This is a genomic window from Sulfitobacter geojensis (genome assembly GCF_000622325.1).
Classification (GTDB): Bacteria; Pseudomonadota; Alphaproteobacteria; order Rhodobacterales; family Rhodobacteraceae; genus Sulfitobacter; species Sulfitobacter geojensis.
The window spans coordinates 1971779-1985781 of record NZ_JASE01000005.1; the positions used below are offsets into that span (position 1 = coordinate 1971779).

Sequence of the window (14003 nt, forward strand, 5' to 3'; positions counted from 1 at the left end):
CGTGGCGAACCGCTGGAGAGGCGATGTGGCGCTTGTGGTTGACGGCGAGCCTTGCATTGCGCGGCTGACCCTTGGCGCGTTGGCCGAGCTGGAGGAGGGGTTGGGCGAGACCTCGCTTGTGGGCTTGGTGGAGCGGTTCGAATCGAGCCGGTTTACCAGCCGCGATGTGGTGGCATTGCTGGGCGCAGGATTGCGGGGCGGTGGCCGCGAGATCACGGATGAGGCGCTTGCGCGGGCGCAGGTCAAAGGCGGGCCGATGGCTGCGGCCAAAGCCGCGGCCGAGTTATTGGCGCGGGCGTTTGTGGTGCCGGAGTGAGTGGCTGTACGAAGGGCTTGGACTGGCCGGCGTTGATGGGGGTCGGGCTGCATGGTTTGGGGTTGGCACCTGCTGTGTTCTGGGCACTGACGCCCGTGGAGTTGCAGATGATGCTGGGTACATCGCAGCAGAAAAAACCGATGCTGAATGATGGGTTGGCGGCGTTGATGGCCGCCTATCCCGACACGGAACAGGGGGCGAAAGATGGGTGAGTTTGACGAATTTGGCGGGCTTGAGAGCAATGCCGAAGATCTGAATGCGACCTTGGCGAGTACAGGTGCGCTGGTGGCGGGGTTTGACGGTGAGTTGCGCCGGATGAGTGGGTCTCTTGCGGCGACTGGCAAGGACGTTCAGACCCTCGAGAAGGGTCTGAGCAAAGGATTGCGCCGTGCATTTGACGGTGTGGTGTTTGACGGCATGAAGATGTCTGACGCGCTGAAGACCGTGGCGCAATCGTTGGCCAACACAACCTACAACGCGGCGATGAAACCGGTGACGGACCATTTCGGCGGGTTGATATCGCAGGGCGTTGGATCGCTTGTGCAGGGGATATTGCCCTTTGCTGACGGGGCGGCGTTTTCGCAGGGAAAAGTGATGCCTTTCGCGCAGGGAGGTGTGGTCAGCGGTGCGACGACGTTTCCGATGCGCGGTGGTACGGGGCTGATGGGCGAGGCCGGACCGGAAGCGATTATGCCGCTTGCACGTGGCCCGGACGGGAAGCTGGGGGTGCGCGGCGGCGGTGGGGGCGGTCCGTCGTTGGTGATGCACATCACAACCCCGGACGTGGCAGGTTTTCAGCGTTCGCAGAGCCAGATCGCGGCACAGATGAGCCGCGCTTTGAGTTCGGGCAACCGTAACCGGTGAAGCGGGCGCGCCCGTCGAAACAGAATTGATGTCAGGAGCAGGTCAATGGCTTTTCATGAGGTAAGATTTCCCGCAACGTTGAGTTTCGGCTCGTTGGGGGGACCGCAGAGGCGTACGGATGTGGTGACGCTGGCCAACGGTTTTGAAGAGCGCAACACGCCCTGGGCGCATTCAAGGCGCAGTTATGATGCCGGGCTTGGCATGCGGTCGATTGACGACTTGCAGGTGTTGATTGGTTTTTTCGAGGCGCGGATGGGGCAGATGCACGCATTCCGCTGGAAGGATTGGGCGGATTATAAGTCTGGCCGTGCAACGCTTGACCCCGTGTTTGATGATCAGAGCATCGGTTACGGGGATGGTGAAACCCGTGATTTCCAGATCATGAAGACCTATCGATCGGGCGAACAGATGTACCGTCGTCCGATCAAGAAACCTGTCGCTGGGTCGGTTAAGGTGGGGGTTGAGCAGGACGAACTGCAAGAGGGGCTGGGTTATGAGGTGAATGCCAACACGGGCATCATCACTTTTGCGCATCCCCCTGATCCGAATATGGAAATCTATGCGGGATACGAGTTTGACGTGCCGGTGCGGTTTGACACGGATCGTATCCTGACCAGCGTAGAGAGCTTTCAGGCAGGACAGGTGCCATCTGTGCCAGTGATCGAGGTGCGGTTATGAGCGGCGGGCTGGATCCTGCGCTGCAGGCGCATCTTGAGGGGGGGCTGACGACGGTATGTCATGCCTGGAAAATCACACGCAAGGACGGGGTCGTCTTTGCCTTTACGGATCATGATTTGCCATTGCGTTTCGACGGCTGTGAGTTTCGCGCGGATGCGGGGCTGACAGCCAAGGCGATTGCGCAGACCACAGGTCTGTCAGTCGACAACACCGAAGCGATTGGTGCGTTAAGTGACGCGTCAATTCGGGAGGACGAGATAGAGCAAGGTCGCTTTGACAGTGCCGATGTCGTCGCTTGGCTGGTCAATTGGGCGGATGTGGATCAGCGCTGGCTGCAATTTCGCGGCACGATTGGCGAAATGCGGCGCGTGGACGGTGCGTTTCGCGCAGAGCTGCGCGGATTGACCGAAGCGTTGAACCGCACATTGGGGCGCGTCTATCAAAAGCCCTGCACGGCTGTGTTAGGGGACAAACAATGCCGCTTTGACCTGGAGTTGCCCGGCTATTCGTTGACCTTGCCGGTCGATATCGAAGAAGACGGGCGGCGGTTCATCTGGGACAGTTTGCCGGGCTTTGACGAGCAGTTCTTTATTCGCGGGCGTCTGGATGTGGTGGACGGGCCTGCGAAGGGTCTGTTCGGGCTTATCAAACATGATCGCGTGAAGGGCAAAAAACGCATCATTGATCTGTGGGAGCCGATAAAAGGGGACGTACGCGCGGGTACGCAGGTCAAGCTGATTGCGGGGTGCAACAAGCAGTTCGAAACCTGTCGGTTGAAATTCAATAACGCGCTAAACTTCCAAGGGTTTCCTGATTTGCCTGGCGAAGACTGGGTTATTGCTGTGCCTAAATCCAGCGGTACCAACTCGGGCGGGTCCTTGCGGTGAAGGGCGCACAGGTTGTGACGGCAGCACGGGGCTGGATTGGTACCCCCTATGTCCATCAGAGTTCAACGCGCGCAGCCGGGTGTGATTGTTTGGGACTGCTGCGCGGTGTCTGGCGGGAACTGAGGGGAACGGAGCCCGAAGGCATTCCGGCCTATTCAATGGATTGGTCGGAACCGCAGGGCGATGAGCGGCTTTGGGCAGCTGCGGCGCGACATCTGATTGCAAAAGAACGCAAGAACGAAGCAGAAGGCGACGTTGTCCTGTTTCGCATGCGGGATCAGGGGGTCGCTAAACATCTGGGCGTGCAGGCACGTGTTGGTGTGCAGGCCAGTTTCATTCACGCTTATACCGGCCACGGCGTTGTCGAAAGCCCACTCAGCGCACCATGGCGGCGGCGCATTGTCGCGAGATTTGAATTTCCCAAGGAGAGCAACTGATGGCAACGGTCCTATTCTCGGTCGCAGGCGCGGCTATTGGTGGTTCGGTCGGGGGAACCCTTGCGGGGTTGTCGTCGGTGGCAATCGGGCGCGCGGTCGGCGCAACGATGGGGCGTCTCGTTGACCAGCGTCTGTTGGGGCAGGGTGGACAGGCAATAGAAACGGGTAAGGTAGATCGTTTCAGGATCACCAGCGCGGGTGAAGGTGACCCGATTGCGCAGCTGTACGGGCGAATGCGATTGGGCGGGCATGTGATCTGGGCATCCGATTTCGAAGAGACAACGGCAACTTCCGGCGGTGGTAAGGGCAGCCGGTCCCAGCCCAGCACCACGGAGTACAGTTATTCCGTGAGCGTCGCAATTGCGCTGTGTGAAGGGGAGATCACAAGGGTTGGTCGGGTTTGGGCGGATGGCGAAGAAGTCGCGCGAGACGATCTGAACATGCGGGTATATATCGGCGCGCCTGATCAACTGCCTGATCCGTTGATCGAAGCAATCGAAGGGGCGGGCAAAGTACCAGCGTATCGTGGGACGGCGTACGTTGTGATGGAAAGCATCAGTCTCGCACCGTTTGGCAATCGTATTCCGCAATTTTCATTCGAGGTGCTGCGCCCGGAACAGCCAAACGCGCAAGGGTGGGAATATACGCCGGCTTTCGGGATTGAGGGAGCAGCACTTATTCCAGGCACAGGGGAATATGCGCTTGCCACGACGCCGGTGAATTTCGAGACGGGGACGGGAGCGTTCAAAAGTGCGAATGTTTCGACGCCCGCCGGCAAGCCGGATTTTGCCGTGGCGACAGAAGCGATGGTCGAGGAACTGCCAAACCTGAAAGCCGCGTCATTGGTCGTGTCTTGGTTCGGGGATGATCTGCGATGTGGTGAATGTACAATCCGCCCCAAGGTCGAAAGCACGCAGCAAGAAGCGGATAACATGCCGTGGTTTTCCTCCGGCCTGTCGCGCGAGAATGCGCAGGTGATTGTACAAGATGACAACGGGCGTCCGATTTATGGTGGAACGCCTACGGATGCTTCCGTTGTCGAGGCGATACAGGCATTGAAAGCGGTTGGCACTGAGGTGATGTTTTATCCCTTCATCTTGATGGACCAATTCGTGGATAATGGGTTGCCCGACCCTTACAGCGATGCGGATAGCCAACCGGATTTGCCTTGGCGTGGCAGGATCACATTGTCGAAAGCCCCCGGTCAGCCGGATAGCCCGGACGGGACGTTACTGGCAGATGAGCAGGTCGCGGCATTCTTTGGAACGGCGACTGCCGAAAGCTTTGACGTTGTTGAAGGCGAAATCGTTTTTATTGAGGAAGATGAGGAAGAAACCGGTGGCGAAGGTGAGGAGCAGAGTGGCGGTGAAGAGGGTGAGGAAGAAGCGGTCGCTTACGAAGACAATCCGGCAAGTTGGTCGTTTTCCCGATTTATTTTGCACAACGCGATGCTGTGTTCGCTCGCCGGGGGAGTAGAAGCATTTTGCATTGGCTCGGAAATGCGGGGACTGACGCAAATTCGCGGTGCGGGTGGCGTTTTTGTGGCAGTTCAGCATCTGATTTCATTGGCGGCCGAGGTACGTCTCATCCTTGGGCCAAATACCAAGATTAGCTATGCGGCGGATTGGTCCGAGTATTTCGGGTATCAACCGCAGGACGGATCAGGAGATCGGTATTTTCACCTTGATCCACTTTGGGCCGACCCGAATATCGATTTTATCGGCATCGACAATTACATGCCTCTTTCGGATTGGCGGGACACGCCTGATCATCTGGACGGGCAGGCGTGGGACGCGATTTACAACCTCGAGTACCTCAAGAGCAACATTGAGGGCGGGGAGGGATTTGATTGGTATTATCATTCAACCGAGGCACGCGATGCGCAAATCCGTACCGAGATTTCGGACGGTGACCATCTTGAGCCTTGGGTGTACCGTTATAAGGACATTCGGGGCTGGTGGGAGAATTTCCATCACGAGCGGATTAACGGCGTGCGCCAAGCGTCACCGACGGGTTGGGAACCGATGTCCAAACCGATTTGGTTTACCGAATATGGGTGCGCTGCGATCAACAAAGGGGCCAATCAGCCGAATAAATTTCTAGACCGCAAGAGTTCCGAAAGCAAACTGCCGCATTATTCGACCGGTGCACGCGACGAGTTGATGCAGATGCAATATCTGCGGGCGATGGTTTCTTATTGGGATGATCCTGCGCACAATCCGCAATCAACTGAGTATGAAGGCCGGATGCTGGACATGAGCCGCGCCTATGTCTGGGCTTTTGACACACGTCCCTATCCGTTTTTCCCCAATAACATCGAGAAGTGGAGTGACGGAGACAATTACACGCGCGGTCATTGGATTAACGGGCGTACTGCAGGGCGTTCCCTGGCATCTGTCGTCAGCGAGATTTGCAAGCGGGCAGGGTTAGAGGCCTTCAGTACCGACGGTCTTTATGGGTTTGTGCGCGGCTATGCTGTTGAACAGGTGACGGATGCGCGTACCGCCTTGCAACCTTTAATGATCCGTTACGGATTTGATGCGATCGAACGTGACGGGATTTTGCAGTTTCGGATGCGGGATGGGTTGCAGCCGGTGCAGCTTGACCCGGAGCGATTGGCCGTCAGTGACGAGCTTGACGGAACAGCCGAACAGGTCCGAGAAGCGGAGGCGGAAGTATCTGGCCGGATGAGGCTGCGGTTTTTACAGGCGGACGCGGATTTCGAGGTGATCGCAGAGGAAGCGGTACTAGCGGATGAGGCGACACATGCCGTTGCCGGCTCAGAGGTGAACATGGCATTGACCCGTGGTGAAGGGCGACAGGTTGCAGAACGTTGGCTTACCGAAGCGCGGGTATCACGCGACACGGTGCGCCTTGCCTTACCGCCGTCGCAACTGGCGCTTGGGGCGGGTGACGTGTTTGAACTGCCCGGCGAAAAAGACGAGCGACCGGCCCTGTACCGCATTGACCGCGTTGAACAATCCGACGTCCAGTTGATCGAGGGGGTGCGGATCGAGCCGCAGGTTTATGATGTCGCAGATATCTTTGACGAGCTGGTCAAGGCCCGTCAGTTCGTAGCACCGACACCTGTTGTGTCGCATTTTCTGGACATACCGCTGCTGCGCGGTGACGAGGTACCACATGCCCCGCATATTGCGGCAACTGCACAACCCTGGCCTGGTCCGGTGGCCCTGTATCAATCCAGTACGGACGCAAATTATCAGTTAAGCAAGATCATCGGCTCACGTTCGACGATGGGCGTCACGCATACGCCGATGACTTTTTCGAGCACGGGTGTTTTCGATCGTGGCGCGGTGTTGGACGTCGAATTGATCAGCGGTAATTTGTCATCCGTAAGCGAAGAGGCGTTGCTATCCGGGGCCAATATGGCGGCGATTGGCGATGGCAGTTCGGATCAATGGGAGATCTTCCAATTCGCTGAAGCCGAGTTGATCGGCCCGCGCAGATATTGGTTGAAGACACGGTTGCGGGGGCAGGCGGGATCGGACGGCTTGATGCCGGGGGTCTGGCCGGCAGGGTCGAAATTTGTATTGCTCGATGGCATACCAGAGCAAATCGAGTTGAGCCCGAATCTGCGGCGTGTGGCGCAGAACTTTCGCATCGGGCCTGCAAAACGCAGCAATGATGATCCGTCCTATCGCCACCTGGTGCAGGCCTTCGACGGGAACGGGTTGCGCCCGTACAGCCCATGCCATCTGCGCGGCGAGAAGCTGCACAGTGGCGACTATGCGCTCAGCTGGATCAGACGCACGCGGCTAGATGGCGACGGGTGGGACGCGCCGGAGGTGCCCTTGGGAGAAGAAAGTGAGAGCTATCTTGTCCGTATTGGTCAAGGCGCTGCAGTGGTGCGTGAAACGTTGGTGAGCACGCCGTCCTGGCAATATACAGCGGCCATGAAGGTTGCGGATGGGGTGATTGGCCCGTTCTACGTGGCGGTAGCACAGGTTTCTGCCACATATGGAACCGGGTTGTTCGATCAGGTCAGGTTAGGGTGATGCGAACAGTACGCTATTGCGATGTTTCGGCAGCGGCGCGGGTCATGTTGGCCACGCCGCCCGCCATTCGCGAGCAGGTCTGTCAGCGCATGATCCGAGGGGCGGAGTTTGCCGACAGGTTTGTGCGGCGGCTAGGTAAGTTGCATCCGAAATGGGGAAATGGCACCTTGCAGGCGGCAGCACGGCGCAGGCGGTTGTGCCGCGAACCGAGCTTTAGTGACCCGGAATATTGCGCCTGTTTCCAGCAGGTTCTCTCCATATTGCATGACGCGCCAGCAAAAACAGACTGTAAGTGCAGCTGACATATCAACAACAGAAATATTCACCATCACAGGTTTGCGTTTTGAAACTCAACCTTGAATGCGCTAGGTACATGGGAAGCAACAAGGATGTGACCCATGGCAGAACCACAAAGACACGTCACCGCGCTTGATCCGGTTTGGGATCAAATCACGCGCGAGGCGCAGCAGGCCGTTCAGGACGAGCCGCTGATTGGCGGGTTTGTTCACGCGTGCATCTTGCACCACAAGTCCATCGACAAGGCACTATCGTATCGTATCGCGGCCAAACTGGCCTCCAACGAAATGTCCATGGTCGTTGTGCGCGAAATGGTTGAAGAAGCATTTGCGGAAGATCCGGAACTGATTGAATCTGCGCGAGCCGATTTGATGGCTATTTATGAACGTGATCCGGCCTGCCATCGTTTGGCACAGCCTATCCTTTATTTCAAAGGATATCAGGCGGTTCAGGCGTATCGCGTCGGGCATCATCTGTGGACCAAAGGGCGGATTGATTTGGCCTATTTTGTGCAGATGCGGGTCAGTGAAATCTTTGGTGTCGACATCCACCCCGGCGCACGGATCGGTAAGGGGGTTATGATCGATCATGCCCATTCTATCGTGATCGGCGAAACCGCAGTGGTCGGGGATAATGTTTCGATGCTGCATTCCGTGACATTGGGCGGGACCGGCAAAGAGGAAGAAGATCGCCATCCAAAGATCGGTGACGGGGTGCTGATTGGTGCAGGTGCCAAGGTACTGGGCAATATTAAGGTCGGGCATTGTAGCCGCATTGCCGCAGGATCGGTTGTGTTGGAAGAGGTGCCGCCTTGCAAAACAGTGGCAGGGATTCCTGCGCGGATCGTCGGTGAGGCGGGGTGTGAACAGCCGTCAATTTCAATGAACCATATGTTTGGTCCGAAAGACAAATAAACAGGCGTCAGATGTAAAAAAGGCCGGAGTTTTCTCCGGCCTTTTTGCGTTTGAATTGGGCGCTTAGGCCAACATCGTCATCGGCGCTTCAAGGTTGTCTTTGATCGCATTCAACAACTCGGCACCCAGTGCACCGTCAATCACACGGTGATCCACCGACAGGGTGACGGACATAACTGTCGCTATGGCAAGTTCGCCGTCCGCACCCACGACCGGCTTTTTAACACCCGCGCCAACCGCCAAAATCGCACCGTGCGGCGGATTAATCACTGCATCAAAGTTGTCGATCCCCATCATACCCAGATTCGAAATTGCAAAACTGCCGCCCTGATATTCATGCGGGGCGAGCTTGCGGTCGCGCGCGCGGGTGGCGAGGTCTTTCATCTCAGCAGAGAGGGCAGAAAGCGATTTCATCTCGGCATCTTTCAGCACAGGTGTGAACAGCCCACCCTCAATCGCAACGGCCACGGCTACGTCGGACGGCTTTAACTTAAGCGTCCGATCACCGGCCCAGACAGAATTGGCATCCGGCACCTGTTGCAGCGCCAAGGCACAGGCCTTGATGATGAAATCGTTGACTGACAGCTTGACGCCGCGCGGCTCAAGTTGCTTGTTCAACTGCGCGCGGAAGGCCATCAACGCATCCAGCTGGATATCGCGACGCAGATAGAAATGCGGCACGGTTTGCTTGGCTTCGGTCAGACGCGCGGCGATGGTTTTGCGCATGCCGTCCAGTTTGACTTCCTCGAACGCGCGGTCGGCGTAGATCTTGAGGACAGCGTCCGCGTCGGGGCCAGCGGCCATTGGCGCTGGTTTGCCTGCGGCCTCGGGCGCGGCTGTCGGCTTTGGCGCATCCGATTTCGAAAGGCCCTCAACATCGGCTTTAACGATCCGGCCACGCGGGCCGGACCCTTTGATGCTCGCCAGATCAAGACCTTTGTCCGCTGCAATCCGCCGCGCAAGGGGGGATGCGAAAACCCGGGACCCGTCAGCGGCAGCCGGTGCTGCGGGGGTAGGGGCGCTATTTTCAACCGGCGCAGTAGCGGCTTCGGCCTCCACTTCCTTGGGCGCGGCAGCAGGTGCCGGCGCTTGCCCGATATCATCCGCGCTTTCGCCGTCTTCCAGCAACACCGCAATCGCGGTATTCACTTTCACGCCTTCGCTGCCGTCGGCTATCAGAATTTTACCGATTACGCCTTCGTCGACGGCTTCAAATTCCATCGTGGCCTTGTCGGTTTCGATTTCGCACATGACGTCGCCGGAGGACACGGTGTCGCCCTCCTTGACCAGCCACTTTGCCAGCGTGCCTTCTTCCATCGTGGGCGACAGGGCGGGCATGAGAATTTCTATGGGCATCGTGTCCGCTCCTTATTTATATGTGACTTTTTTGACCGCCGCGATGACCTCGTCGGTGGTCAGCAGCGCGTGCTTTTCCAGGTTCGCCGCATAGGGCATCGGCACGTCCTTGCCGGTGCAATTGATCACCGGCGCATCAAGGTAATCAAAGGCCTCCTGCATCACAACGCTAGAGATATAATTGCCAACCGAGCCTTGCGGCCAGCCTTCTTCGACGGTCACCAGTCGGTTTGTTTTCATGACTGATTTCAGGATCGCGGGCGTGTCCATCGGGCGCAGAGTACGCAGGTCGATGACTTCGGCGTTGATGCCTTCCTCGGCAAGCTTGTCAGCCGCTTCCAATGCATAGCTCATCCCGATGCCGAAGCTGACGATTGTCACGTCATCTCCCTCGCGCCAGATGCGGGCCTTGCCAAAGGGGACGGTGTAATCATCCAGCTCCGGCACGTCGAAACTGCGCCCGTAGAGAATTTCGTTTTCAAGGAAAATCACCGGGTTGGGATCACGGATCGCTGTCTTCATCAGGCCTTTATAATCGGACGCTGAATAGGGCATCGCAACCTTAAGACCGGGGATCTGCATGTACCACGCCGCGTAATCTTGCGAGTGCTGCGCGCCAACGCGGGCGGCGGCACCGTTCGGGCCGCGGAACACCATCGGCGCCCCCATCTGACCACCGGACATATACAGCGTCTTGGCTGCAGAGTTGATGATGTGGTCGATCGCCTGCATCGCGAAGTTAAAGGTCATGAATTCAACAATCGGGCGCAATCCGCCAAAGGCTGCACCGGTGGCAATACCGGCGAACCCGTGTTCGGTGATCGGGGTGTCGATCACCCGCTTGGCACCAAATTCGTCCAGCATCCCTTGGGAAATCTTGTAGGCACCTTGATATTCGGCCACCTCTTCACCCATCAGGAACACATCTTCGTCGCGGCGCATCTCTTCGGCCATACCGTCACGCAAGGCTTCGCGCACCGTTTGCTGTTTCAACGTGGTGCCTTCGGGCCAATCGGGCGACGTGTCTACCTTTGGCTCGGGGTGGCTCATCGCGGCCGCAGGGGCATCTTCGGATGATTGCGCCTTGTCGGCAGGGACGGGGGCGCTGGCCTTCTCCGGTTTGGCCGTGTCGATGTCATCCGCGCTTTCACCGTCTTCCAGCAGAACGGCGATTGCAGTGTTCACTTTCACGCCCTCGGTGCCTTCCTCGATCAGGATCTTGCCGATCACCCCTTCGTCGACGGCCTCGAATTCCATCGTCGCCTTGTCGGTTTCGATCTCGGCCATGATGTCACCGGAGGACACGGTGTCGCCTTCCTTGACCAGCCATTTGGCCAATGTGCCTTCTTCCATTGTCGGGCTCAGGGCGGGCATCAGAATTTCAACAGCCATTATACAGCCTCCTGCGGAACTTCGGTTGCATAAATATCGGTCCAGAGCTCGTCGAGATGCGGCTCGGGGCTTTCCTTGGCGAAATCGGCGCTTTCGTTGACGATCTTTTTGATGTCCTTGTCGATGGCTTTCAGATCGTCCTCGGTGGCATGTTTGCCGGTCAACAGCAGGCTGCGTACCGCTTCGATTGGATCCCGCTCGTCGCGCATTTTCTGGACTTCTTCGCGGGTGCGGTATTTTGCCGGATCAGACATGGAATGGCCGCGATAGCGATAGGTTTTGATTTCCAGAATATAGGGGCCTTTGCCGGAACGGCAGTGCGCCACCGCAGTTTCACCGGCGGCTTTCACAGCCAGCACATCCATGCCGTCCACCGCTTCGCCCGGAATGCCAAAAGCCTTGCCGCGTTCCCAGATCTCTGCGCTTGATGTCGAACGCTGTTGGGAGGTGCCCATAGCGTACTGGTTGTTCTCAATGACAAAAATGCACGGCAGCGCCCAAAGGGCGGCCATGTTAAAGGTTTCGTAAACCTGTCCCTGGTTCGCGGCACCATCCCCGAAATAGGTGAATGTCACGCGCCCGTTGTCCTTGTATTTATCGGCAAAGGCCAGACCAGCCCCCAAGGGCACCTGCGCCGCCACGATGCCGTGACCGCCGTAAAAATGCTTCTCTTTCGAGAACATGTGCATCGATCCGCCCTTACCCTTGGAGTATCCCCCCTCGCGGCCTGTCAGTTCTGCCATAACGCCGTTCGGGTCCATGCCGCAGGCCAGCATGTGGCCGTGATCGCGATAAGACGTGATGCGCTTGTCACCCTCTTCAGCGGCGGCTTCAAGCCCGACAACGACAGCTTCCTGCCCGATATAGAGATGGCAAAACCCGCCAATCAATCCCATGCCATATAACTGGCCCGCCTTTTCCTCGAACCGTCGGATCAGCAACATGTCTTTGTAATAGGCCTTGAGTTCTTCAGCCGAGACATTTGGTTTCTTGGTGGTTTTTCTTGCCGCCATGGGGCGTATCCTCCCGAAATACAGGTGCGCGCGCTAAAATAGTTTAGCGTTAAACTATATCTTATCGGATTCGCCGGCGAATGGGTAGAGGGTTTTGAAAACGATGCGGTCTGCGGCATCAATCTGACCGTTTTCGCGCCGCCTGGTTTAGCGGATCACGATCTCGTCGCTGCGCACCATTCCCAATACGCGGCGGGCCTGTTCGTCCAGCAGGTCAAGATCAAGGTAATCGTCCGACATCCGCTTGGTCAGGTTTTCCATCCGCGCCACGTCGTTTTCAACCTGTGTCAGCTTGTGGCGCAGGTCCTCGCTTTCGGCGACGATCTCCGCCCGGCGGAACAGGCCAAAGTCACCCTGCACGGCGGCAAAGGTGAAATAAAGACTAAGCGCAAAGGCGATTGCAAAGAAAAACAATGTGCCAAACGCGGGGCGGGATGTGCGGTTCATACGGGTCTGCCTTGATGCGTCTCTTGATGGACGTGTCAGAGCACTATGCCACAGGTGATTCGTTTTGTGAATCCCTATTGCACCTAAACCCCGTGTTTTCGGGGGTTTAGGCACATTTTTGCGCGATTATACGGGACGCCCTTCAAGCGCGGCAACGCCGGGCAGCGTTTTGCCCTCCATCCATTCCAGAAATGCGCCGCCCGCCGTGGAAATATAGGTGAAATCATCTGCCACACCGGCCTTGTTCAAAGCGGCAACCGTGTCACCCCCCCCCGCGACCGACACCAGCGTACCGTCCTTGGTCTGTTTGGCTGCAATCTGTGCGGCACCAACCGTGGCCGTGTCAAAGGGCGCAATTTCGAACGCCCCGAGCGGACCGTTCCAGATCAGTGTTTTCAACCCCTCGAACGCTACGCGTACAACTTCGATGCTTTTAGGGCCGGCATCCAGCACCATCTGGTCGCTGCCAAGTTTGGTGTCCGCGCCCAGTTGCGCCACCTCATGGGCGGCACCGGCGGCAAATTCGCGGGCGACCAAACCATCCTGCGGCAGGATCACGCGGCATCCGGCGCGTTCGGCTTGTGCCAGAATATCGCGGGCCGTGTCATAAAAATCAGGCTCTTGCAGGGAGGCTCCCATATCAGCGCCCATCGCACCGAGGAAGGTATTGGCCATGCCCCCGCCGATGATCAACGTGTCCAGACGGTTCACCAGATTTTCCAAAAGCGCGATCTTGGTGGATACTTTCGCACCGCCCACCACCGCCCCGACGGGGCGTTCAGGTTTAGACAAAGCGGCCTCCAGCGCGCGCAGTTCGGCTTGCATCAGGCGTCCTGCACAAGACGGCAAATGTTGCGCGATGCCGCTGGTGGAAGCATGCGCACGGTGCGCCGCCGAAAAGGCATCATTGCAAAATACATCGCCCAAACCGGCCAGCCGCTGCGCAAAGGCGGCATCATTGGCCTCTTCGCCGGGATAAAACCGGATATTTTCAAGCAGCAGAACATCTGCAGTTTCGGCATCACCACCCAGTGTTTCCGCCGCTTCCAGCGTTTCAAGCAGAACAACCTTTGACCCCAGCGCCTGTTCCAAGGTGGGCAATACCTGTGCAAGGCTCATTTCTGCGTTGACCTTGCCCTTGGGGCGACCGAAATGCGCCAGCAACATCGGCTTACCGCCCTTGGCAAGAATGTCGCGGACCGTTGGCACAATCCGTTCGATCCGCGTAGCGTCGGTAACGCGGCCCTCTTCAACCGGTACGTTAATATCTACCCGCACCAACACGCGTTTGCCTGCCAATTCCAGATCGTCCAGCGATTTCCAGCCCATCAAATTCGTCCCTTTGTGCATATTTACCTTATGGTTTTGCCTTTCTGGGCCGAATGG

At 57.6% G+C, this 14003-nt stretch carries 14 protein-coding genes; 9 read left to right on the forward strand and 5 right to left on the reverse strand.

The genetic code is table 11. The annotated features are described in order from the left end of the window. Position 1 precedes the first annotated feature (1 nt). The 9 genes from Z947_RS0111585 (at position 2) to cysE (ending at position 8409) form a co-directional block, all read left to right on the forward strand. A complete protein-coding gene (locus Z947_RS0111585) occupies positions 2 to 316 on the forward strand; it encodes a gene transfer agent family protein (RefSeq protein WP_025044469.1) in 315 nt (104 codons plus the stop codon). Further along, complete coding sequence (locus tag Z947_RS21865) at positions 313 to 528, forward strand: rcc01693 family protein (protein ID WP_276202374.1); 216 nt, start codon at positions 313 to 315, stop codon at positions 526 to 528. Before Z947_RS0111585 ends, Z947_RS21865 begins: the two co-directional genes overlap by 4 nt. Next, positions 521 to 1180, forward strand: a complete 660-nt coding sequence (locus Z947_RS0111595; RefSeq protein ID WP_025044470.1) for a phage tail tape measure protein — start codon at positions 521 to 523, stop codon at positions 1178 to 1180. Before Z947_RS21865 ends, Z947_RS0111595 begins: the two co-directional genes overlap by 8 nt. A gap of 45 nt (positions 1181 to 1225) precedes the next feature. Then, complete coding sequence (locus tag Z947_RS0111600) at positions 1226 to 1858, forward strand: DUF2460 domain-containing protein (RefSeq protein ID WP_025044471.1); 633 nt, start codon at positions 1226 to 1228, stop codon at positions 1856 to 1858. Next, on the forward strand, positions 1855 to 2745 hold the full coding sequence (locus Z947_RS0111605) for a DUF2163 domain-containing protein (protein ID WP_025044472.1): 891 nt from the start codon (positions 1855 to 1857) through the stop codon (positions 2743 to 2745). Before Z947_RS0111600 ends, Z947_RS0111605 begins: the two co-directional genes overlap by 4 nt. Next, positions 2742 to 3182, forward strand: coding sequence for an NlpC/P60 family protein (locus Z947_RS0111610; protein ID WP_025044473.1), 441 nt, complete (start codon positions 2742 to 2744; stop codon positions 3180 to 3182). The genes Z947_RS0111605 and Z947_RS0111610 overlap by 4 nt, the downstream gene beginning before the upstream one ends. After that, complete coding sequence (locus Z947_RS0111615) at positions 3182 to 7198, forward strand: baseplate multidomain protein megatron (protein ID WP_025044474.1); 4017 nt, start codon at positions 3182 to 3184, stop codon at positions 7196 to 7198. The genes Z947_RS0111610 and Z947_RS0111615 overlap by 1 nt, the downstream gene beginning before the upstream one ends. Continuing rightward, positions 7198 to 7500 (forward strand): DUF7742 family protein, encoded by a 303-nt coding sequence (locus tag Z947_RS22575; protein WP_081781146.1) that lies wholly within the window; start codon positions 7198 to 7200, stop codon positions 7498 to 7500. Before Z947_RS0111615 ends, Z947_RS22575 begins: the two co-directional genes overlap by 1 nt. A 96-nt stretch (positions 7501 to 7596) precedes the next feature. Next, complete coding sequence (gene cysE, locus Z947_RS0111620) at positions 7597 to 8409, forward strand: serine O-acetyltransferase (protein WP_025044475.1); 813 nt, start codon at positions 7597 to 7599, stop codon at positions 8407 to 8409. A 63-nt stretch (positions 8410 to 8472) separates the two neighbouring features. On the opposite strand, the gene Z947_RS0111625 is transcribed toward cysE, so the two are convergent. The 5 genes from Z947_RS0111625 to Z947_RS0111645 all read right to left on the reverse strand — a co-directional run bounded on the left by Z947_RS0111625 (position 8473) and on the right by Z947_RS0111645 (position 13946). Next, on the reverse strand, positions 8473 to 9765 hold the full coding sequence (locus Z947_RS0111625; RefSeq protein WP_025044476.1) for a pyruvate dehydrogenase complex dihydrolipoamide acetyltransferase: 1293 nt from the start codon (positions 9763 to 9765) through the stop codon (positions 8473 to 8475). Between the two features lie 12 nt (positions 9766 to 9777). Then, a complete protein-coding gene (locus Z947_RS0111630; RefSeq protein ID WP_025044477.1) occupies positions 9778 to 11157 on the reverse strand; it encodes a pyruvate dehydrogenase complex E1 component subunit beta in 1380 nt (459 codons plus the stop codon). Beyond that, positions 11157 to 12170, reverse strand: a complete 1014-nt coding sequence (gene pdhA / locus Z947_RS0111635; RefSeq protein ID WP_025044478.1) for a pyruvate dehydrogenase (acetyl-transferring) E1 component subunit alpha — start codon at positions 12168 to 12170, stop codon at positions 11157 to 11159. The genes Z947_RS0111630 and pdhA overlap by 1 nt, the downstream gene beginning before the upstream one ends. Positions 12171 to 12317: 147 nt before the next feature. After that, the gene (locus tag Z947_RS0111640) at positions 12318 to 12617 is read right to left on the reverse strand and encodes an FtsB family cell division protein (protein WP_025044479.1); all 300 of its coding nucleotides are present in this window, start codon (positions 12615 to 12617) and stop codon (positions 12318 to 12320) included. A gap of 126 nt (positions 12618 to 12743) precedes the next feature. Continuing rightward, entirely contained in the window at positions 12744 to 13946 is a 1203-nt protein-coding gene (locus tag Z947_RS0111645) for a phosphoglycerate kinase (RefSeq protein ID WP_025044480.1), read from the reverse strand. Between the last annotated feature and the right edge of the window lie 57 nt (positions 13947 to 14003).

Bases quoted from the DNA above. Each gene is read 5' to 3' on its own strand.
- Z947_RS0111630 (WP_025044477.1), bottom strand. From the start codon at position 11,157: ATGGCTGTTGAAATTCTGATGCCCGCCCTGAGCCCGACAATGGAAGAA.
- Z947_RS0111645 (WP_025044480.1), bottom strand. From the start codon at position 13,946: ATGGGCTGGAAATCGCTGGACGATCTGGAATTGGCAGGCAAACGCGTG.
- Z947_RS0111615 (WP_025044474.1), top strand. From the start codon at position 3,182: ATGGCAACGGTCCTATTCTCGGTCGCAGGCGCGGCTATTGGTGGTTCG.
- cysE (WP_025044475.1), top strand. From the start codon at position 7,597: ATGGCAGAACCACAAAGACACGTCACCGCGCTTGATCCGGTTTGGGAT.
- pdhA (WP_025044478.1), bottom strand. From the start codon at position 12,170: ATGGCGGCAAGAAAAACCACCAAGAAACCAAATGTCTCGGCTGAAGAA.
- Z947_RS0111625 (WP_025044476.1), bottom strand. From the start codon at position 9,765: ATGCCCATAGAAATTCTCATGCCCGCCCTGTCGCCCACGATGGAAGAA.
- Z947_RS0111605 (WP_025044472.1), top strand. From the start codon at position 1,855: ATGAGCGGCGGGCTGGATCCTGCGCTGCAGGCGCATCTTGAGGGGGGG.
- Z947_RS0111595 (WP_025044470.1), top strand. From the start codon at position 521: ATGGGTGAGTTTGACGAATTTGGCGGGCTTGAGAGCAATGCCGAAGAT.
- Z947_RS0111600 (WP_025044471.1), top strand. From the start codon at position 1,226: ATGGCTTTTCATGAGGTAAGATTTCCCGCAACGTTGAGTTTCGGCTCG.
- Z947_RS22575 (WP_081781146.1), top strand. From the start codon at position 7,198: ATGCGAACAGTACGCTATTGCGATGTTTCGGCAGCGGCGCGGGTCATG.
- Z947_RS0111640 (WP_025044479.1), bottom strand. From the start codon at position 12,617: ATGAACCGCACATCCCGCCCCGCGTTTGGCACATTGTTTTTCTTTGCA.